The organism is Nostoc sp. CALU 546 (assembly GCF_048836525.1).
Genome location: NZ_JAWJTF010000113.1, coordinates 1 through 21,157, shown reverse-complemented (window position 1 = coordinate 21,157; position 21,157 = coordinate 1). Strand labels below are relative to the sequence as shown.

Annotated in this window: 18 protein-coding genes, 2 tRNA genes and 1 pseudogene; 10 read left to right on the top strand and 11 right to left on the bottom strand. The window is 41.2% G+C overall.

Annotated elements, in window-relative coordinates; translation table 11 throughout:
* Positions 1-42: 42 nt before the first annotated feature.
* From RRG12_RS35575 to RRG12_RS35555, 5 genes and pseudogenes are all read right to left on the bottom strand, one after another.
* Positions 43-1,509, bottom strand: coding sequence for a glutamyl-tRNA reductase (locus RRG12_RS35575; protein ID WP_420762466.1), 1,467 nt, complete (start codon positions 1,507-1,509; stop codon positions 43-45).
* 83 nt (positions 1,510-1,592) lie between these two features.
* Complete coding sequence (locus RRG12_RS35570; RefSeq protein WP_420762465.1) at positions 1,593-3,026, bottom strand: FAD-binding protein; 1,434 nt, start codon at positions 3,024-3,026, stop codon at positions 1,593-1,595.
* Between the two features lie 5 nt (positions 3,027-3,031).
* On the bottom strand, positions 3,032-3,685 hold the full coding sequence (locus RRG12_RS35565) for an L-2-amino-thiazoline-4-carboxylic acid hydrolase (RefSeq protein ID WP_069069102.1): 654 nt from the start codon (positions 3,683-3,685) through the stop codon (positions 3,032-3,034).
* Between the two features lie 776 nt (positions 3,686-4,461).
* A complete protein-coding gene (hemF, locus tag RRG12_RS35560; RefSeq protein ID WP_420762464.1) occupies positions 4,462-5,466 on the bottom strand; it encodes an oxygen-dependent coproporphyrinogen oxidase in 1,005 nt (334 codons plus the stop codon).
* 1,204 nt (positions 5,467-6,670) lie between these two features.
* Positions 6,671-7,153, bottom strand: a pseudogene (locus RRG12_RS35555) (ISAzo13-like element transposase-related protein); the annotation flags it as partial.
* A gap of 320 nt (positions 7,154-7,473) precedes the next feature.
* Between RRG12_RS35555 and RRG12_RS35550 the strand changes: the two are divergent.
* From RRG12_RS35550 to RRG12_RS35535, 4 genes are all read left to right on the top strand, one after another.
* A complete protein-coding gene (locus RRG12_RS35550) occupies positions 7,474-7,782 on the top strand; it encodes a hypothetical protein (RefSeq protein WP_141699660.1) in 309 nt (102 codons plus the stop codon).
* Entirely contained in the window at positions 7,779-8,612 is an 834-nt protein-coding gene (locus RRG12_RS35545) for a hypothetical protein (RefSeq protein WP_420762463.1), read from the top strand. Before RRG12_RS35550 ends, RRG12_RS35545 begins: the two co-directional genes overlap by 4 nt.
* A gap of 204 nt (positions 8,613-8,816) precedes the next feature.
* A complete protein-coding gene (locus RRG12_RS35540; RefSeq protein ID WP_420762462.1) occupies positions 8,817-8,999 on the top strand; it encodes a hypothetical protein in 183 nt (60 codons plus the stop codon).
* A gap of 334 nt (positions 9,000-9,333) precedes the next feature.
* Positions 9,334-10,179 carry a DNA/RNA non-specific endonuclease gene (locus RRG12_RS35535; RefSeq protein ID WP_069069107.1) on the top strand — a complete coding sequence of 282 codons (846 nt, stop codon included), beginning with the start codon at positions 9,334-9,336 and terminating at the stop codon, positions 10,177-10,179.
* 300 nt (positions 10,180-10,479) lie between these two features.
* Here the strand turns inward: RRG12_RS35535 and RRG12_RS35530 are convergent, their stop codons facing one another.
* The gene (locus RRG12_RS35530; RefSeq protein WP_420762461.1) at positions 10,480-10,881 is read right to left on the bottom strand and encodes a nuclease A inhibitor family protein; all 402 of its coding nucleotides are present in this window, start codon (positions 10,879-10,881) and stop codon (positions 10,480-10,482) included.
* A gap of 323 nt (positions 10,882-11,204) precedes the next feature.
* On the opposite strand from RRG12_RS35530, the gene RRG12_RS35525 reads away from it, so the two are divergent.
* A complete protein-coding gene (locus RRG12_RS35525) occupies positions 11,205-11,402 on the top strand; it encodes a DUF2795 domain-containing protein (protein ID WP_420762460.1) in 198 nt (65 codons plus the stop codon).
* A gap of 1 nt (position 11,403) precedes the next feature.
* On the opposite strand, the gene moaC is transcribed toward RRG12_RS35525, so the two are convergent.
* The gene (gene moaC, locus RRG12_RS35520) at positions 11,404-11,913 is read right to left on the bottom strand and encodes a cyclic pyranopterin monophosphate synthase MoaC (protein ID WP_420762459.1); all 510 of its coding nucleotides are present in this window, start codon (positions 11,911-11,913) and stop codon (positions 11,404-11,406) included.
* Between the two features lie 34 nt (positions 11,914-11,947).
* On the opposite strand from moaC, the gene RRG12_RS35515 reads away from it, so the two are divergent.
* Positions 11,948-12,021: transfer RNA gene (locus tag RRG12_RS35515), tRNA-Arg, on the top strand.
* Positions 12,022-12,059: 38 nt separating this feature from the next.
* On the opposite strand, the gene RRG12_RS35510 is transcribed toward RRG12_RS35515, so the two are convergent.
* From RRG12_RS35510 to RRG12_RS35500, 3 genes are all read right to left on the bottom strand, one after another.
* Positions 12,060-13,313 (bottom strand): MFS transporter, encoded by a 1,254-nt coding sequence (locus tag RRG12_RS35510; RefSeq protein ID WP_420762458.1) that lies wholly within the window; start codon positions 13,311-13,313, stop codon positions 12,060-12,062.
* A 170-nt stretch (positions 13,314-13,483) separates the two neighbouring features.
* Positions 13,484-14,497 (bottom strand): glycosyltransferase family 2 protein, encoded by a 1,014-nt coding sequence (locus RRG12_RS35505; RefSeq protein ID WP_420762457.1) that lies wholly within the window; start codon positions 14,495-14,497, stop codon positions 13,484-13,486.
* A 14-nt stretch (positions 14,498-14,511) separates the two neighbouring features.
* Positions 14,512-15,216: an NlpC/P60 family protein gene (locus RRG12_RS35500; RefSeq protein WP_420762456.1), complete on the bottom strand. Its 705-nt coding sequence runs from the start codon at positions 15,214-15,216 to the stop codon at positions 14,512-14,514.
* A gap of 9 nt (positions 15,217-15,225) precedes the next feature.
* Here RRG12_RS35500 and RRG12_RS35495 point away from each other — a divergent pair, with 9 nt between their 5' ends.
* From RRG12_RS35495 to RRG12_RS35485, 3 genes are all read left to right on the top strand, one after another.
* Positions 15,226-16,158, top strand: a complete 933-nt coding sequence (locus RRG12_RS35495; protein WP_420762455.1) for a serine hydrolase — start codon at positions 15,226-15,228, stop codon at positions 16,156-16,158.
* 234 nt (positions 16,159-16,392) lie between these two features.
* A tRNA-Ser gene (locus tag RRG12_RS35490) sits at positions 16,393-16,477 on the top strand.
* A gap of 287 nt (positions 16,478-16,764) precedes the next feature.
* Complete coding sequence (locus tag RRG12_RS35485) at positions 16,765-17,946, top strand: CapA family protein (RefSeq protein WP_420762454.1); 1,182 nt, start codon at positions 16,765-16,767, stop codon at positions 17,944-17,946.
* Positions 17,947-18,050: 104 nt separating this feature from the next.
* On the opposite strand, the gene RRG12_RS35480 is transcribed toward RRG12_RS35485, so the two are convergent.
* A complete protein-coding gene (locus tag RRG12_RS35480) occupies positions 18,051-19,667 on the bottom strand; it encodes a serine/threonine protein kinase (protein WP_420762453.1) in 1,617 nt (538 codons plus the stop codon).
* A 770-nt stretch (positions 19,668-20,437) separates the two neighbouring features.
* Here RRG12_RS35480 and RRG12_RS35475 point away from each other — a divergent pair.
* The gene (locus RRG12_RS35475; RefSeq protein ID WP_420762452.1) at positions 20,438-20,917 is read left to right on the top strand and encodes a beta-lactamase hydrolase domain-containing protein; all 480 of its coding nucleotides are present in this window, start codon (positions 20,438-20,440) and stop codon (positions 20,915-20,917) included.
* Positions 20,918-21,157: the final 240 nt, after the last annotated feature.

Sequence of the window (21,157 nt, the reverse complement as noted above, 5' to 3'; positions counted from 1 at the left end):
TGTTATTGCTATTAAGAATCATGGATTTTCTTAAGTTACGCTTTAAGCAATAACTTCTTCTACTTTTGCATGGACTTCAATACTTTCAAGTCTCATTTGAGCAACTTTGAAATGTTCCCGGTTCACTTGAGCAACATTGATGTTTTTTGCTGCTATCTCTACGCTGCTTATTGATAGGGTGGATGTTTCGGCAACAAAATTAGATGATGCTTGGGCAACAAAACTAGATTGCACCTCTCCTGTATCTAGATTAAACAACTCTTGCAGAACTTGGAGGACAAGGCGTTGAGCTTCTACATCTCGCTGCGTCCGCAGTTGCACCATCGGTTCGTGGAGAATTTTGTTGATAATCCTTTGAGTTAAGGCTTCGACGGCTTCTTGATGTTTTTTAGCAAAATCAGACCCCATACGGGACAAAGCTTTTTCTAACTCTTGTTCGCGAATTTTTTCGAGTTTGTCCCGTAAACAGCTAATAATAGAAACGGTTTCTCGCGATCGCAACCAAGTTTGAAATGCGTCTAAATCCTCTTGGATTAATGCTTGCGCCTCTATTGCCATTTGCCGACGACTTTCTTGATTCTGGGCAACGACGGTTTTTAAATCATCAACATTAAACACGCGCACGTGAGGTAACTCATTAACGTCCGCATCAACGTTACGAGGCACTGAAATATCGACCAGCATTAAAGGCTGTTCGGGTTGCAATGCAGCTTTGAGTTTGGCTTTATCGAGTAAGGGTTCAACTGAAGCAGTGCTGGTAAAAACCAAATCCGCAGTTGCCACTAATGACATCAATTCAGCGAGGGGATAATATTTTACTCCAGCATCACTAAATAGATTCGCCAATTCCTCAGCTCGTTCGATAGAACGATTGACAATTGAAATTTGAGTTGCGCCTTTAGAGATTAGATGTTGCACCAGTCGCCGAGCCATGTTACCAGCGCCGACAATTGTCACTCGGCAAGCCGATAACTTCTCTACTTTGATTTGGGCTAATTCTACTGCCGCAGAGCTAACCGAAACCGCACCCGTACCGATTGATGTTTGCGTTCTCACCCGCTTTGCAGTGGTAACGGCTTGCTTGAACAACTGATTGAGGATGCGATCGCCCTGATTGTATTGCTGAACCAGTTGGAAGGTGTGTTTGACTTGAGCTAGAATTTGTCCTTCTCCCAACACCAAGCTATCCAAACCGGAAGCAACTTGCATCAAATGCTTAACAGCATCTTGCTGTAGCAGAGTAAACAAGTATTGCTGCAAGTCTGCAAAAGGCAATTTACTGTACTCGCAAAGAAACTCTGTTACCTGTTGAGCAGCTCGATCTATCTGGTTTACAACTACGTAAATTTCTAAACGATTACAAGTGCTAAGAATGGCAGCTTCTTCAATGTGAGAGTATTTACACAGCTGGGCGATCGCGTTTTCAATTCGTTCTTCTGGAATACTCAGTTTTTCCCGAATTTCAACCGGGGCTGTTTTGTGACTAAGACCTACAAGTGCGATATTCATGTTTCCTCTTTTGAAGTTTGTCTTCTTCTAGAGCCTCGGTCAAGTAATATGGATGGTTCTAAACACGATGATTGAGAAGTGACTTATACTGCGATCGCAGACTTAGTAGCAACATTCTCAACGAGTTGGTTTTCTTGTGGTGCGATCTGTTCGTACTCAAAAAAGCCAGAGTTAAATATTCCTTTGGGATCGTACTTACTTTTGATTTGATTAACTTTTGGCCAGTAATCGCCAAATTGGCTTTGCCACTGTTGAATAGTAAAATCTATCCAGCAAGTTAGATATCTTTTTCCGCCCATCTCTAAACTCAGGTTACTGAGCTTTTTCAATTCAGCTAAGATGGGTTGAACTTGCGATTTCGGAATGCTGGGATAAATTCCAAACCCAAAAATTAGTTCTTCCTCTTGCGGTAAACGAAACATTGGCATCGTGTTATTCCGGTTTACCAAGCAAAAGCAGCCCATTTGCGCTTTACTAATATCGAGAAAAGAAGGCAACTGTTTGAGAGCTGTTTCGATGTAATTTTTAGCAGATGAGGCGGGAAGAAAAACATCCATCCAAGGATGAGCGATATCCTTGCTATCTACTTGAATCATGGGTTCGATGAATTGTGCAAATCCCAAGTCTTCAGTATGGATATGACGGTAAAAATTTAAGCCAGCAAGGATTTCTTTGTCATCAATAGCTTCAATAGAATTTGCTTCAACAGTAATCCGCAACGTGTAAAACCATTGAATCAAAGGTTGCATTATTCCTGTAGCTCTGGATACTCCTTGCAAACAGGGAACTGGGAAAGATACAAGATGATCGACCCTTTGTTCGGTTACTAAAACCCGCTTGTCATGCAAAAGAGCATCTAGGTTGTCATAGAAAAGTAAATACGTGCGGGTTTGGGAAGGATAAACTTTGAGTTTGTGCTGAACTTGGGTAATAATTCCAAACTGACCGTAACCGCAAAGTACGTGATTAAAAAGTTCGCTGTTTTCTTCAGGCGAACACCAAAGAATCTCACCTTCTGCGGTTACAACTTCTAGACCAAGACAATTATCAGCTTGATTTCCATAACGAAAAGAGGCTGCACCTATACCACCCGCAGAATGAGTTCCTCCGACAGAAACACCAAAATAATTGGTTAATACGGGAGGAACTAAACCATCAGGAATACAAGCATCGATTACTTGATTCCAAGAAGTTCCCGCATCAGCTTTAAACCATAGTTGCTCTTTTTGGATATCTCGAATTTTATCGAGATTCCTCATATTTAAAACGATTCCATCTTGGTTTAAAGATTGACCACCTAACGAATGTCCCGCAGCGCGTGAAGAAACTACTAATCCTTTTTGAGCGGCATATTTGACAGTTTGGGCAATATCGTTAGCGTTTTGAGGAGTGACAACAACTTGAGGAGACTTTTGGAATATACCACCAAAATCTTCGGAAACTTCTGTCAAAATTTCTGAAGCGTTGCTAACTTCACCTGCAATCAAATGCTTGAGGTCTTGAACAATGCCATTCATAAAAGTTACGATCCTTTAGAAAGAGATGTTTTTAAAAGATTCATCCCAATCTGCAAGATTTTAGGAGTCAAGCGAATCAAATCGAGAATATGAGAGAACAAGCTCGGTGTTTTTTGTGGCTTTACTTCTACCCCTTTGGCAGGTCTTTCATACTTGAACATACAAACGCAATCACCATCTGCCTGCTTGCTAATAATTGCAGCTTTCATCCCAGGAAATGCTCTCCTGGTTGCTTCTTGTTCCATCTCACAGATAACTCGGCAAGGGCTTTCAAGTCCATATTCTTTGGCAATTGAAAGAACCGGGCAAACTCGTTGAATTTCTAGTGCAGCATCTTTTCCTTCTTGGGAAATATCTACGACTTGCATTTGGAAGCCCATGATCCGAAAGATCGGAATTGCATCGGTAAAGCCTTTGGCTATGGTGGTATTGTCAATGAAAGCACCCATGAACGCTTTTTGATGAGCAGGGTAGGCTAACATCATTTGTTCAAAAGCTGCATGTTCTCCAATTTCATCTGCCAGCTTTTTGTAGGCTGCAAATCGATTCCTAAACATACTCACTGCTTTGGAGGAATCCATTTGCATCACATCGTTCATGGTAATGTCGCCAATACCTGTAACGTTATCCATTGCCAGTTCTCCGTGTTTTTTACTCATTTAAATGACCTAGAAAAACGAGCTAATCAATGGCTGATTACTGCTAAATTTCAGACAGCGATCGCCAGAAACTTTTTTGCTCCTAGAATCCTACGATTGACTTCAGGGATAGCATGTCCTTGGTGATTCAGGACTAGTATGAATTGAACTCCATAAGTATAGTAAAATGATCGTCAACGTTAGGTATCTGCTAGCAAACATACACAAGAATACAATGTCAACTTCTTGCATCTGCTTGATGGAAAGATGACTCAACCATTTAACTTGGAAAAACTTGCTAATTTCAGTTTTGAAGTTGCCGAATTCAGTTGAGTTAGACCAGCGAAATAATTTGTTAATTTTTAGCAAAATACCTGTCGGCAATTTTTCCATAAATACCTTGTTACTTCCTATTTAGAGGCTATCTCTAAAGAAATGTAAAGAGTAAAAATTAGGCGCTTATCATACAATTTCACTCAATTCTTGATACTAGCTCAAGAGCCTGCCCTGCTGAAGAACAGGCTGTCATCTGTATCAATCTTCAGGTGAAACGGTATTAGCCCTCTTTTATCACTTTGAGAGAACCCAATCACTGAAAGCCTTTCAGAGCTTAAATCTCCAGGTTTTGGTTACAAATTTTAGTTCCTGTTAGAAAATAAACACTCAAAGCTTGACTCGATCAAAGTTTCGGAATCTTGCTTCGATTATTGTTTTCCGAGAGTAACAAAACAGGGTTAGGATTTGGGTAGCCAACATTTTTGATCGGCTGCTGTTTTCAAATCTGCTCTTGACCGTCTTTACACCCATTCCTGGGGATTTCTCAGTACCTCTAGAAGCTTTGCTTCTTGGCTATCAGCCGTGGGTTGGTCATTATAGTTCCAAAAAGCTTCTCCAGGCATACAATTAAGAACACTTTGTGTACTCACGATGCCGCTTTCCAATCCGAATCGAACACCTCTGTCATGCAGTAGAATAAATTCGGCATAACGTCCGCGTCTGATGCGCTGCCAATATTTCTCCTGTTCCGTAAACTCCATATCCTTACGTTGTTTGACAATCGGAAAATAAGCAGGGATGAAAGCTTCAGAACAAGTTTTTACGAAGGAAAGTAGAGTTTCGACATCGGAATGTTGTAAATTGTCAAAGAAAATTCCACCTACACCTCTACACTCACTGCGATGAGGAAGATAAAAGTATTCATCACACCACTTTTTCAAACGTGGATAGAGTTCTGCATCGTGCTGGTCGCAAGCTGCTTTATGTACTTGATGAAAATGAACTGCGTCTTCTTCAAATAAGTAAATTGGTGTTAAATCACCTCCACCGCCAAACCACCAAGAGCCAGGTTCAGTGCCATCACCTAATTGAAAGTAGCGATAGTTAACGTGTGCTGTCGGTATCATTGGATTAGATCCATTAATGACAACACTGGTACTCGTAGCGAAAAAAGAAGTACCTTTTTGATCTGGCATTATAGTTGTTGGGTCAGCCATCACAACATCCGATCCTCGGAAAGTCACACCAGGAGGTAACTCACCCTGCATCGATACGTAGTTGATACCTACTTTTTCAAATACATTCCCGTTCCGCAGCGACTTGTCGATATATATAGCACCATTACTGTTTTCACCTTGTACCCATTGGCCTCTTTCATCTCTTGTCCAGCGTTGTTCGTCAAGTTTACTTCCATCTATTTCCTCAATAGCTTGGCAAACATTATCGAACATATCTAGCAAAAAACTTTCAACTCTATTACTAATTGGTGGTTGCTTGACTGCTGGGTTTTCAAGAATTTGAACCATGACAACTGACCTCGTAGTGACTAAATAGTTATTTGCAAAAAAAGAATTTTGGAATCTAGAAAAATTGGAAGTTGCTTCTCAACCTTTCATCTTGAGGTTTCATTGATTAAGTATGTTTGCTTTGTAGCAAAAGTCTGGGAAGGAAAGAGCTAGCATTTCGCGTTAATTACTTTTGGTTTTCGCGTTACCTAAGTCCTTTCGCTTTCTATCTTTTTACTTTAGTCAGGTTTTTACTAGTGAAGATATAGAATTTTAGGAAAATTATAAAGAAAATATTAAAAACGTAAGTGCCTAGTTTGGACAAGAAAAATAGGATAACTTCAATAGCTATAACCAGTCACACTTCAAATCAGTGTTTGACATTATTTTGGCTTAACTAAAAAATAAGTTATTTTTATCTAATATTTAACTTAAGCATAATCAATATCTCAGTCTTTAGATAGAAGACAGAACGTAATTGTAAATTATTAGTGTTTGTACTATTTTTTTAGCTTTTTCAATATTCGATATTTCCAGAAAATAAAATATACAAATACTTGAAATGATAATCATTTTATGAAGAAGAATTCAGAATTCAGGAGCGGAGCCGGAGACGCTCCGCCTCCGGTCAGAATGAAGACGCTCTCTACGTTCGCGGAGCGTGTCGCAGACAGACGCTACGCGGTAGCGTCTCCAAGAGTTGCCATGCCTCTGAAAGAGAAGGCTTTACGCTGCGCTATCCACTATGAAGTTCAAAATTCATTTTGTTAGCGGATAGCTAAGGTTTAGCCCAGAATGGCACTAAGAAAAACCCAAAAGCTTGTGTCGTCTCGTTCCCAGCCTGGAGGCTGGAATGTATTTAAAAGAGGCTCTGCCTCAATTCAAGCTACTGGAGGCGGAGCCTCCCAGAATGGATTCCCAGCCTCCAGGCTTGTTCCAGTCAGAACAAGGGCTGTATCTTTTCTTAGTGCCATTCGGTTTAGCCCATTCTGGCTCCTGACTCCTGAATTCTGTTATAAACACTTTCTTTCCCTATTCCCCATATTTCTTGAAAGTGCAGTAGGACATGGCTTTTTTAGTTAAATGTATCCATAAAGTAAGTTTGACTGACTAACTTAACAACTGGATGCTTATCATTCCCAGTCATAGTTTTAGCAAAATATAATGCTGTTTAAAGCCCATCAAAAATATTTTTATTCTAATGATTCTCTAAAATTCAGTTTCGGATATTTTTTTGAGTTTTAATCTTGGCAATCGGCTTGAGGCAATAACCTAAATCATTTAACTTGACACGAATTGTTTCCGAAGTGGGTAATTCTTCATCATTATAACCAAATTTATCAATTAATTGCTGTCTCACTTCAGCAGCAGAAAGAGGTGTATACAGTCTTTGACTTTTACAACTTGGGTCTATTTGACTTTGTGAATCGACAATTTTTTTGATATCTTCTAAAAGATTTGGTAGTTTTACTTCTGCTTTATAACGTCCTCTACTTCGATAATTATCCACACAAGTGATATTAGTAGTTAGTTCTTTAATTCCTTTACTAATAGTTACACGATTCCATCCTAGCTCTCGCTCCGCTAGAGACTGTCCCCCGTGTCCTAATGCCACAACTGTTTGTGCTATAAATTTACGTTTGTCCGCACCTTTTAATTGCTGTGCAGTTTCCTTCAACAACTTTTTCAGTGAATCCGTTAATTGTATTGACACCTCTATTTACCCAAAAATCAAATCATCATTAAATTTACTACAAAAAGGCGAGAAAGAGGCTACGAACGGCAATCTAGCCTGCCCTTATAGTAATGATTATCATTATAGATTTTGTATATTTTATTTTCTGGAATTTTCTTAAAATGTGTGCAGTGTTGTCACTACTAAATAACTTTTTTCTTAACTTCACTAGTCTTTACTGGTGAAAATTTTTAGAAAACTTACCCTAGATCACAAAGGACTTTTGAACTTTTGTTTTTGTAACCTGGATGTATAAGGAGGAGCAAGAGTCATATACGGTGATTAAAGGTAGTATGCCGAAAGCGCTTAAGTTTCGGTTTAAAGCGCTCTGTGCACAATATGGATTAAAGATGAGTGAAGTCTTAGAAGTATTAATCAGCGAATGGGTAAAGGCTGATGGCCCAACTTCTTCTTTCATGACTAACACCTTAGATGAAGACCGAGACAATATCACGCATATCAAGGCATACATTCCCTCCTCCCTGAAGATACAATTTAAAGTTCTTTGTGCTCAAAGAGAGGTTATGCAACGCTTTATCCTCCACAACCTTATTCGTGAATGGGTAGAAACAACCCATGAAAATGAAAGAAACTTGCCATGAATCTATTATTCCGTTCAACTAACATCGACAAACCTCACAAAAGTAACCAATTAAGTCTAAAGAGTAGTAATCCCTTTATCCAACTGATATTTAACAGGGACAATATATCTGAGACTCGCAAGCTGCTAGATAGAGCTATAGTATCTGCTGCCAAAGATACGTTACCAAACTGCAAGCCACCTGCCTTAACTCCCTCCCATTGGATCTGGCAACTTGCCGCTTCCTACCATTTAACTCACTCTACTGGGGTATTAATGGAAGAAGCAGCTGGGCGCTTTGCTGAATTGGGACGCTGGAGTTTAGCACACTGGGCAGCACAGAAAGCTCATGAAGAACAAGGTCACGATCGCCTCGCCTTGCTTGATATTCAGTCGATGGGATATGAGGCGGAAGCTGTAGTCAAAGCACTCCTCCCTCCGACTGCTATGGCTTTGCTGAGTTTCTTCACTCAGAGCGTACAAGCAGCAGATCCAATTCGTTGCGTTGGTTATTGCTATACGATGGAACGTCTAGCAATGAATATCAAAGCAGAGCATATCCAACAGGTAGAAGCGATACTACCACCTAATACCTATGCTACTCGCTGCCTGCGAATGCACAGTTCTTTAGGTAGTGATGTAAAGCATGTGGATGAGACAGTTCAAATAGTGGCAGCACTAAGTTCAGAGGAGCGCACTAACATAACTGTCGCCTGCTATGAAACTGCACTGTTGTACTTCAGTTCGCTTAAGGAGAAGTATATATCAGAAGTGGAATTACAGCAGGTCTTGAATCAGTTGAGGTTAGATCCTTGTAGTAAGAATAATTCTATTCCTCAATACATTTGCTAGTGCAGAGAGCGCTGAACAATGATTAATTTGTTGGCGTTGCAGAGAAAGCGGAATGATTTAGCAAATTATAAAATCTCTCCGTCTGCTTCCCCTGTACAAGAACTGCCTAAGAACAGCTTGCTACAATTTATCCACTTGTTGTGGAACGCCAATTTGTTTAACCAATTCTTAATCACATACTTGAAACAACCTGAGGAAAATACAATGAACGTCGCAATCACAAGCATTGGGCAGCAACTTTTCGGCTGTAAATCTTTTGGATACTTCTTAAAGCACAACTTCCAGACTTGGTTTCAAGTTCCGAATGACGACGAAATTGAACTAGAAGACTTTTTGAAAGATCAATTCGACCAAGGACTATTTTTTAATATTCCTTCCTCTTTCTAAGCTCTCGTGACAGGTTAGGATAAAGCGTATTTTGTCAATCAGTCAAAATACTCTTTAGACCTCAGTAGAGCGAAAATAGCGATCGCTTGGGCGCGGGCACTCCGCGCCATCACTCAATTATTAAAGCAAATAATATATAAGTTTTTTATCTTATTTAGGTGATTATCTAATTTCAGATAATCACCTAAATAATTACTAGATTTAACGCAATATTTACAGCTTATTAACCTCTCTTTATACAACCATAGCTATATTGCGATTGGTAAGTTTTACTGAATTTCTGTAACTTTAACAGAACAAATTGTAGTTTGTTTAGACAAATAAATAGTAACAAATGAAGAAGTCTGATTTTCTCAGGGCTATTCTAACTATTGCTGTACCAACAGCAATATCTTTCACTCTGCTTAATTATTTACAAAAGCCACTAACAGCCCAAACCTCAAGCGTTCATCTAAGAATGGGCAATCCTAGTAGTGCTGGCAGTAGTTACAGTAATCTTTTGTTGAGCAAATCTCAATACGCAGTTTCTTACAATTGCTATAGAGGGACACCAAATTGGGTAAGTTGGCAGCTAAACACATCATGGCTAGGAAGCGCACCTCGCCAAGATGATTTTCGTGCAGATACTACATTACCTTCAGGCTGCTACCGAGTCACTTCTTCCGATTACACTGGTAGCGGTTTTGACAGGGGACATATGACTGCTTCAGCAGATAGGACAAATACAGTTACCAATAACTCTGCTACTTTTTTAATGACGAATATAATTCCTCAGTCACCTGATAATAATCAGGGGCCTTGGGCTGCACTAGAAAACTATTCTAGAGATTTAGTAAACCAGGGGAAAGAACTCTATATTATTTCGGGTTCCTATGGCACTGGTGGAACTGGGGCGAATGGAGCAAGAAACACAATTGCTAATGGTAACGTTACAGTTCCGAACAGAACATGGAAGGTTATTGTAGTATTAGATTCATCAAATTCTAATGCTAGCAACGTCACTACTAACACAAGAGTAATTGCAGTGAATATGCCTAATTCGCAGGGAATTAGAAATAATAGCTGGAGAAACTACAGAGTTAGTGTTGATTCCATTGAAACAAACACTGGTTACAATTTGCTCTCTAATGTTTCTTCGTCTGTTCAAAGTGTAATTGAGTCTAGAGTTGACAATTTGTAAGGATATAGGAATCCGCTTTGATTTCTGAACAGGAAAGAGGGCTTCTCAATACTTGTCGGTTAAGGGGAAAAGAGGAAGGTGGGGCCCCCTCTGGGGATAAGGGGAAGGGGTAAGGGGAAAGAAAAAACCTTTAACCTTTTCCCAAAACCCAATTCCGAGTTAAAAATCCTTAACCGAGCAGTATTGGAGGGCTTCTTAGTTGTACTGAGTTTTTTCAGAAATCAAATATGAGTCCTATACGTACTTCATTTAAAACTTCAAGCCTGTCTGTAAATTATAGACAGGCTGATGTTTGACTAGTTAGGTTTCTACAACTTTTGTCGAAATTCCACCTAAATCTTTATCTGGAGTTTTACCAACAATATAGATATCAATACTTATCGTACCTATGCGATAAACTTTGATATTAGTGAGATGATCTCTTAGTGTTTTGACAAGTGTTTTAAACTTTGGCACATTTTGTTGTTGTATTTCATCGTGCCATTCTTTTTCTTGGGCACAGTTCCGAAAAAAATCATCTAGTTCTACTTCTTCAACTGATGTTTCTTGAGGATGTCCTGTTAACTGGAGAAGTTTTTGAGCGGTCATTGGTTCTTGCGCTTGATTAGACCACAAAAAAGCTTCAAAAGGATACTCTGATTCACTTATCATTAACAAACCATCGGAGGCTTGTTTAAGTTTTTCCGTAATCTCGTTAGTCATAAAATTTATTTATGGTTATGAGCATTGATTTTTGAGTTTGCCAATCAGAGAATTAAGATTAATTTGGGTAGGCCAACCTTGAGGAAGATTTCCAGAATTATATCCTCTGTCTTTCAACTCGTTGAATAAAAAATTACCTATTTCTCCTCTGCTCCCTGCTCCCTGCCTCTTTTCAATGCCCCATTCCCCATTCCCATACATGATTCATCAACCTGGTGGATGAGCTTTTAATCTTTCTCAGTTAAAAATGATTCATCTTTATGATAGAGGGAGCAAATACATCCACTTGTGAATATGGAAAAAACCTTTAGAGGTGGATAAAAATGGCTAAGGCAAATCCAGTTGAAATACAAAAACACTTGAAAGGTGTTGACTATCCCGCGAATAAGAAAGAATTGACTAAGCACGCTAAAAAGCAAGGAGCAGATAAGGAAATTCTCTCTCTGTTAGAAAAACTGCCAGATGAAGAGGAATTTGATAGCCCAGCCGATCTCAACAAAGCTATAGGTGAGATAATCTAGGCTATTGCTTTGGCGGGGAATAATCTGCTGATTTCCCGCCACTCTTACTGATTAAACGAATTGACTCGATTTGAATCGACTTTTCTAAAGCTTTTGCCATATCGTATAAAGTCAGGGCGGCCACAGAAACGGCAGTTAAGGCTTCCATTTCTACACCAGTTTCAGCTTTGGTTTTAACTGTGGCTTGAATTTGATAACCAGGTAGTTGCGGGTCGGGTATAATCTCGACTGCGATTTTTTGCAAAGGCAAGGGATGACACAGAGGAATTAAAGTGGCTGTTTGCTTGGCTGCCATAATCCCAGCCAATCTTGCAGTTGCCAAAACATCCCCTTTTGGCACATTTCCAGCTTGAATGGCAGCGAAAGTGGCTGGCAACATCCGCACATTGGCCGCAGCTATTGCTTGGCGGATAGTGGGTGCTTTATCAGACACATCTACCATCTGTGCTTGTCCGTGGTGATCTAGATGGGTTAAGCTGGCAAAATTAGATGGAAAATTATCTTGCGTCATTTAGTTAGAACGTGTTAATATAGATTGTCGGTGAGGGCGTGTAGCTCAGTGGACTAGAGCACGTGGCTACGGACCACGGTGTCGGGGGTTCGAATCCCTCCTCGCCCGTTTTTGAAGGCTAAGAGTTGAAAGTTAGGAGTGAGGAGTTAAATTTCTTCACTCCTAACTTTTAAGTTTTTCATGGCGTAAGCATCTGGAGCTAAACCTAGTGCAAAGCGCAGGGAGTTAGATAGGTTTTTGCTCGACTGGGTGAGGAAGATGACAAGTGCTAGAGAAGTCATTGCAGCACCATAGCCAAACATATTGCGGTAGCCTACAAGTTCTGCGATAGTACCCAAAAGAGGAGCAGCGATCGCAATTCCCAGGTCAAGCCCAGCTATGCATATAGCAAAAATTTTCCCCCGTTCTTGCGGCAGTGAGCGGTCTGCCATCATGGTGATCATCATCGAGATCAGTGTACCACCACCAGCACCTTCAACGATCGCAGCCAGTAAGAAAACGATCGCACTGTGAGCTTGCCACAGCAATATTAACCCCAAAACATAGCAAAAAATACCAAAGGTAATAAACAAACCACGACCTAAGCGATCGCTTGCCTTACCAGCAAACACCCTGATACTAAAACTAGAAATTGCCGCAACTGTAAAAAACAGTCCGCCATTGAAGTCCAACTCAGTGGATTTTAGGAACAACGACACAAAGGTATGTACAGCACCGACGGACAAACCAACCAGCAACATAACTATAGTTGGAACTCTTACCTGTGGACTGCTCAAGGTTTGCCAAAAATTGTGATTTTCGTCCTGAGTTTGTTCCTGTGTCTGCACTGGTGGATTATTAACTTGGACAATCCCCAAGAGGGCGCAAAAACCCAATTCAGCAGATAGCAGAAATAATATCCCGTAACCACTGGTAGCTTCTAAATACCCTCCCAAGGCGGGGCCAATTGCTAAACCAAGGGGAGTTGTGAGGCTCATATAACCAATGATTTCACCACGAGTTTCAGCTGGAGCTAAATCTGCGATTAAGGCACTGTAGCCAGTGGTAAAAGCAGCTACGCTAATGCCGTGAAAAATCCGCACCAGAATAAGTAACCCAAGTGATTGGGTTGCCAAGTAACCAAAAGGTGCGATCGCAGCTACTATCGTACCAATCAACAAGACAATTTTTCGGCCACGTTCATCGGCTAATCGTCCCAACATCGGGCGAGACAGCAACAACCCAATGGCAAAACTACCCATCACAATCCCAATTTCTTGATTGTTTGCGCCCACATGATCGATGTAAAGCGGTAGGGTTGGTAAGAGCGAAGACAAGCTTGACCAGAATAATAAACCTGCTGTAAATAAAACCAGCAGGTTGCTCCGTAGTTCGGCATCAAAGGTATTAAATGCTTTCAAGGTAGATGCTATTGAATGAGTTATTTGTTATTTGTCATTTGTCCTTTGTCATTTGTCCTTCGTCTAGAGTCAACCAATATTATTTACTTCTAACTAATGACCAATGACCAATGACCAATGACCAATGACCAATGACCAATGACCAATGACAAATCAATACCATTGTTACCTTACTTAACATTTTTTGCTACTACTTCTCGCACGCGATAGATAGGCCTTCCTTGGGATTCATGGTATGTACGCATAAGCAACTCTGCCAAAAGCCCAAAGCAAAATAACTGTACTCCAGTCACTAGCAGGAGAACTGCTAAAATCAGCAAAGGACGATTGCCAATCATTTCACCTAAAGCCAATTTGACAAAAGTCAAGTAAATTCCGATCCCCGTTCCCGAAACCATTGAAATCAAGCCCAACAGCCCAAAAACATGCATCGGGCGGGTGAGAAATTTCTTCATAAACAGAATGGTTAACAAATCCATCAATACCCGGAATGTCCGCCAAATTCCATATTTACTACGACCAAAGCGGCGGGCGTGATGGCGCACGGGTACTTCAGTAATTCTAGCTCCTTCAATGTACGCCAAAGCGGGTAAAAATCGGTGTAGTTCCCCGTAGAGATTCATATCTGCCAACAGTTCTGCACGATAGGCTTTCAGCGAACAGCCATAATCATGAATATTCACGCTAGTGGTGCGGCGAATTAACCAATTGGCAATTTTGGAAGGAAGTAACCGATTTACGGCACCATCTTGGCGTTTTTGCCGCCAACCACTCACCAAATCGTAACCTTCATCTAGCTTTGCTAATAACATGGGGATATCAGCCGGATCATTCTGGAGATCAGCATCTAAAGTGATGATCGCTTTACCGACTGCATAATAAAATCCAGCAGCCATCGCCGCAGTTTGTCCGTAGTTACGACGCAAAATTACCACTTTTAAATTAGTACGAATTTGCGCCTCTTTCTTGAGAAATTCCCCGGAACCATCTGTAGAACCATCATCCACGCAAATAATTTCATAATTTACCTGACTAGAGGATAAAGTAGATGCGATCGCTTCTAGTAAAAGCGGCAAACTTTCCACCTCGTCATGTATTGGCAGCACCACTGAAACATCTGGGACAATTGCTGAAATAGCCCCATTCTCTTCACTTAACCCTTGATTAACCAACCCACTCCTCATATACCTGTGCGCCCTCAGCGTCTCTGTGGTTCGTAACTCTTGATAACTCTACCAGCACCTCGCAGCTGCTGATAGTACGACTGACTAACCGCATCTCCCTGTTCCGAAAGAATATCAATCCCAATTCCATCCCGTCCCTGATCTTTCCCAGAACTATGGATGTAATAACTATCAGCCAAATAAAGTCCGACATGGGTTGCTTTTTGGCTAGTTCCAAAAAATACTAGATCCCCGGCTGCTAATTCTGCAATAGTAATTGGTTTCGTGAATCCTTCCTGTTGATAGGCATCTCTAGGTAGCCAAATACCCACCGAAGCAAACGCCGCCTGCATTAACCCAGAACAGTCATAATTTGGCCCAACCGTACCACCCCAAAGATAATAATTGGATTGTTGCATCGCTTTTTGGGTAAAGGCGATGACCTCTACTAGGAGTTTTTTAATTTCAGCTTCAGAAAATGTTGCAGCCTGATAAGGTACAGTAGCAGATTGTAATGAATCCAAATCGGAAAAGGATACCCATCCCGGATAGTCATCTTCACACAAACACACCTGAATCGCTGAATTTTGATGATTTGATGTTACCCATAAATGTCGCCCAGATGCGGCTTGAGTTGCCAAGCGTGTACATTCAGGAGAATCATATAAATTCAGGTCAGCTAAACACTGATACTCCCCTGATTTTGGATTTTGGATTTTGGATTTTAGATTAAAGGACATTATTAGAGAATGATTTTTTTTAATAGAGACGAACAACTCGAAAATATTGGTAATGGCATTTTAGATGCAACTTGGGCAGCATTTCCGACCTTAGCCCGGAATCAAATCGCCCTGACTTGGGTTGTTTACGATCCCCCAGTGCTAGTAAATACTGGTGGAGCGCTGACTCCCAATGCTTTTTGGGATCATCCAGTTCGTGGTTTTACTTATCGCGGTGTTGAACGAATTTATCCCGCTAGTGTAGTCAAGCTATTTTACCTGGTGGCGGTAAATGAATGGCTAGAAAAAGGCATGAGTCAAACCTCCAAGGAATTGGAACGCGCCTTGCGGGATATGATTGTCGATTCTAGTAATGATGCTACCAGCTTGGTTGTGGATATTCTGAGTGGCACTACATCAGGGCCAGAATTACCAACCGGGCCCTTTGAAACCTGGAAATATCAGCGTAATATTGTTAACCGCTATTACCAATCTTTGGGTTGGGAAGAATTGGAGACGATTAACGTCTGTCAAAAAACTTGGGGTGATGGCCCTTATGGACGGGAACGGGCGTTTGTGGGTGAGTTACTGGAAAATCGGAATATGTTGACCACAAATGCGATCGCTAGGTTACTGCATAGTATTGTAGGTGGGGTGGCGGTTTCAAGTGGGCGATCGCAAGCAATGATGGCTTTACTCAAACGGACTCTCAACGATTTACCATCCGACACCGAGGAAAATCAGGTAACAGGTTTTTTAGGTGGCGGACTTCCTGAAAATACTCAAATTTGGTCAAAGGCAGGTTGGACAAGTCAAGTTCGCCATGATGCTGCGTATATTGAGTTACCAGAACAGCGTCCTTACCTCCTAGTGGTATTTACTGAAGGCAAAGCACAGGCTAAGAGTCGGGAGATTTTGCCCTTTGTTTCTAAACTAGTTGCCGAAGCGATCGCTAGTTTATGACACAATAATGTTGAAACGATTGGCAGATGCGATCGCTAATGGAGATTATGGCACTGGCGATCGCAGACATTAATCCTGAAACTATGTTATTTACCCAACCAGGCTTTGTTCCCGAAGCATTGCGTTACGCAAAAAAGCGATAATGCTATGATATTATAGGGAATGCAATAACATTTCCCTGCATTCACGACATTTGAATATGAAATAGACACTCAAATGTGTGAATAAATACCTGGAGAGGTGTCCGAGCGGTTCATGGTGACGCACTCGAAATGCGTTTTGGGGAAACTCAACGGGGGTTCGAATCCCCCCCTCTCCGTTTAAAAAAATTACTGAAAAACTAGTACATTGTGGCGGAAGTTTGCCTATCTTTAACGAGTTGCTCAAGTAGGGGCAATTCATGAATTGCCCCTACTTGTCTAATTAATTGAGATGATATCTGGATTCAAACCGTGCTGTACTGGTTCATTATTTGCAACTGAGATGAGATGATGTTTCAGTGCTTACTTAGTCAAGTATTTCCCAGAAAACACTAAAATATACATACCCAACACAGTTTTTTGGGATAATTGGGATAAACTAATGCCATCGTGTGAGGAGTGAACGATGGTAGATCGCAGCCTGGGGCGAGTACTCTCATTTAGTTTGATCAGCATTTGTTTATATTTGGGTATTAGTATAGGAGTCATTATCCGGCTTGGGCAATCACAGCGATTAAACGCTGCTACTACACCTACCGAGCCGGTGCAATTTCCATTAGCTATCCCTGAACTTACGCCATCAACAACAGAACAAAAAACCTTTCCAAATACTATTACCATCAAAGCCGTTGGAGATATTATTCCCGGCACTAATTTCCCCAACCATAGATTACCTCGTTTTCGAGATCAATTATTACCAAAATCAGTGAGAACTCACTTGCAAGGATCTGATATTTTATTTGGTAATTTTGAAAGTAGTCTAACTAATCATCCCTATACTGCCAAAGATATTAGTCGAGGCCAAGTCTTTGCCTTCCGCTCTCCACCTGCATACGCCAAGCTCTTTGCTGAGGCTGGTTTTAATGTGTTCAATATGTCGAATAACCATGCAATGGACTTCGGCCTTATAGGATTCAAAGATACAAAGAAAAATCTTGAGGCTGTGGGCATTGCAACATTAGGTCATAAAAATCAAATTCTTTATTTGGAAGCTAACAATATCCCTGTAGCTATGGTTGGGTTTTCTCCTTATGAAATGTATAATTCCATTCATAATTTAGGAGCAGCCCAAGCACTCATAGCAGAAGCCAAAAATAAAGCCAATATTGTAGTAGTCTCGATGCACGCTGGAGCCGAAGGAACCGGGGCGCTACACGTTAAGAATCAGACAGAGTTTTTTTATGGAGAAAACCGAGGTAATTCGATCAAGTTTGCTCGAAACATGATTGATGCGGGAGCAGACTTAGTACTAGGACATGGGCCTCACGTTCCGAGAGCGATGGAAATTTATAAAGGAAAAATCATTGCCTATTCTTTAGGAAACTTTTTGGGATATCGGACTTTATCTACAAATGCCCAAACAGGTGACTCAATGATTTTAGAAGTTAAACTCAACCCGGCAGGAGATTTGGTATCAAGTAAAATTATTCCTGTTCGGATGGATAGACAGGGAATCCCTCAGATTGATCAGAGTTTTCGGACTGTTAAACTTATGCGTTATTTGAATAATCAAGCTTTTCCCAAGAATCCGGTGAAGATTAATAAGAAAGGGGAAGTTGTTGTACAAAATAGGCTTGCTCCTCGCTAACTCTCTTTAAAATAATTCGTAATTCGTAATTCGTAATTAGTTAAGAGGAGCCAGTACTGTGCTGGATTCACTGCGCTGCTTGATCAAAATCCAAAATTAACTAGTTATTGATTTTGTAGCTTTTCCTCAAACTTTTGAACATTCTGGGGTTGAATATTAGTTGGTGTATTTTGCTTTTCCAGTGTTGGTACTACTACAGCAGAAGGATCTGATTGTCTGGATTCCTTTGGTGGCAATGGTGGTATAACCACAGGGTTGGACGGACTCACGGGTTGAGGAGATACAGAATCTTGATTAGAAGTGGGTAAGTTATTTTGGGGCAAGGGTGCGGGAGAAGCATTCCGAGATGAGCGGATTGCCCGTAGTTTCTCCACTAGCGAGGGTGTGGGTGAAACGCTAGGTGAGGGTGTAGATTCTTCGGAATTGCCGCTTTGTGATTCTTCTGTAGAGATGCTGCGGGGAACTTCTTCTTGGGAAGAACGACGATTGCGCCGACGTTGTTTGGAATTAGAGGCGGGTGCTGATTCGGTTTTTGAGGTGGTGTTAGTGTTTTCACCCGGTGATGACGATGTACTATTGAAGTCAGGTACTTTCGCGTCTGGTTGTTGAGTGGGCTGTTCAAAAAGCGGCTTTGCAGTTGGCTGCTGCTGAGATTTGGGTAATATGCTCGTGATTCCAAAACCTGCTGTAGCAGCAACTAGGGCTACACCTATACCAATAAATACCTGAGATGACCCCAGCTTTTTAGCCAGTGCAGGTTCCTTAGCGATGCCTGGGTTAGGCTGCGCCAAAGCAGATGGTCTATGATTACGATTTTGGCCAGTTTTCCCAATTATAGTTGCTGCCTGCTGTGCAGATAAATTAACAGTTGGCACTGCGTAAGTGGGTACAACTTGCGGTGTTCCATTCACCCCATTTCCAGGTAGCAATTGCAGCCACTCAGCAACCGTCGCTGGCCGAAAACGAGACTCTACCGCCATACCGCGCATTACTGCCTGGTTGACAGCAGCGCTCAAATGTGGTTGCAGTTCACGGGGAGAAGGCATTTGCTCGCGATCGCGCAATAATGCTGGCATGGGAACTTGGGCTGTTAATAGTGCATATAAGGTTGCAGCTAAACCATAAACATCTGTGGCGGGTGTACGTGGCGCTTGCGTCAAGTACTGCTCAATGGGAGAATACCCTTCAGAAACCAGACCTGTGTGAGTCTGCCTCACACCGCCATTAAATTCCCTGGCAATGCCAAAATCAATTAATACTACTTCCTGCGTTCCTAGGCGAAGGATGATATTATCTGGTTTGACATCACGATGTAACAAACCATTGTTGTGTACTACCTGCAACGCTGCCCCAATTTGCCGGATGTAATGAATTGCTGTGGCTTCTGGCAAAGGTATTCCTGGTAATACAAATGCGTCTCCCAAGGTTTCCCCAGGAATGTATTCCATCACCATATAAGGCAGTCCAGCTTCTACAAAAAAGTCACTAACTCTGACTATATTTGGGTGAATACACGTAGCTAATCGTCTGGCTTCATCTTGGAATTGGCGCTCGAATTTCGCAAAATCAGGATGTTGTCGCAGCCGTTCATTGATGGTTTTCATCACCACCTCCTGACCCAAGTAGTGATGCGTAGCTTTAAAGGTAATGCCAAAGCCACCCCGCCCTATTTCTTGAATTAGGGTATATTTTCCATCCTGCAAAATTGTGCCTGCTAACATAAAGAGTCCTGAGTCCTGAGTGAGCAGATAAGTAGCGAGTCCTGAGTCTTGAGGGATTTCCCAAAAATTTTCCCATATTTTTATCAAGAAAGGCAGAGGGCAGGAGGCAGAAGGAATGCTGTTTTCTGCTCTCTGCCCGTGACCAAACCGAACTTGGGTTTAAGACCCCACCAAATTTTCTTGTTTTGTGGCCCCAATTAAGTACGGTGTTGAATCCTCTACAAAACATTGAACCTTCTGCCCTCTGCCTTTTGCCTCCTGCTTTCTTCAACAAGCAGGGTTCTTGCCTGTCTATCCTACGGGATGATTTCGTTGTTGGAACTCCTGAAGTGAGAAAGACCTCCCCATGATCACAACAGTTTTATCTTTCTCAGATGATAGCGCGGGAATGCGGCAACCCTAAAGCGGAAGACGAGCTAATACCAATTTTGTATGAACTTACATCTTGGCATTACCAATGGATAGAGAAGAAATTTCTTCTATTTGCTTCTCCAACTCGCCTAATTGTATAACTCCTGAAATATAACCTACGGTAATTTTATCGACAAAAAGTATAATAAGTCTTAATCACCACTAATACTATCGATAAACCGTATATTATGGATAAAGCAATAAAATAACCTACTTCAAAAGACAGATTTTGAAGTAATCAGGCAATATCTTTTGATATCTGGCTAATTTTGCCGTTTTTATTTGAATATCTTCTCAAAGCTTGCTCTCTTAGAGTATTTACCAAGCTGGAAGAGATTAGAAAGTTAGAAGGAGTGAATGTGATCAACGCCATACAAATTAACGAAAACTTGACAACAACAGGACAAGTTATACCAAAACAGCTTGAGCAAGCTATCCAAGAGGGTTTTAAGTCTGTTCTCAATTTGCGATCGCCTGATGAACTAGGATTTTCTCAGGATGAGCAAAAAGTCGCGGAAGCATTGGGGCTGTATTATCAAAATGTTCCACTCAAGGTGGATCTGAAAAATTTAAATGAAGAGGTGATTACCAAAATCCTCACAACACTCGAACAAATCCCGAAACCAGCGGTTGTGCATTGTGCCGCCGGGATGCGATCGACTGGAATTGCGTTGTTGAGTATCGCTATCCAGGAAGGATTAACGCCAGAAGAAACCTTAGCAAAAGCAAGAAATCTCGGCTTTGGATTCTTTGAACATGCTGGCGTTAGTCCCCGATTAAAGCAATTATTTGTGAACTACGTTAGCAAACACAGTAAAATAGCTGTACCTGCTAGCTGATCTTAGAGGATGTTAGTTATTTCTAATTGTTATGTCCGAATAGACTAGAAGGCTGCTATGGCAATCCTAAATCATTCGTGAAAAATTAGATACCCGACTTCTTCGAGAAGTCGGGTATCTGGACATCGCGCATTTTCACAACTCATTTAGGATTGCTATTAGGACTTACGCATTGACAGAAAATACCAAATATGGATTCTTTGAAAAAGCACGTCTGTCGTAGGGGTAAAGCACATTGCT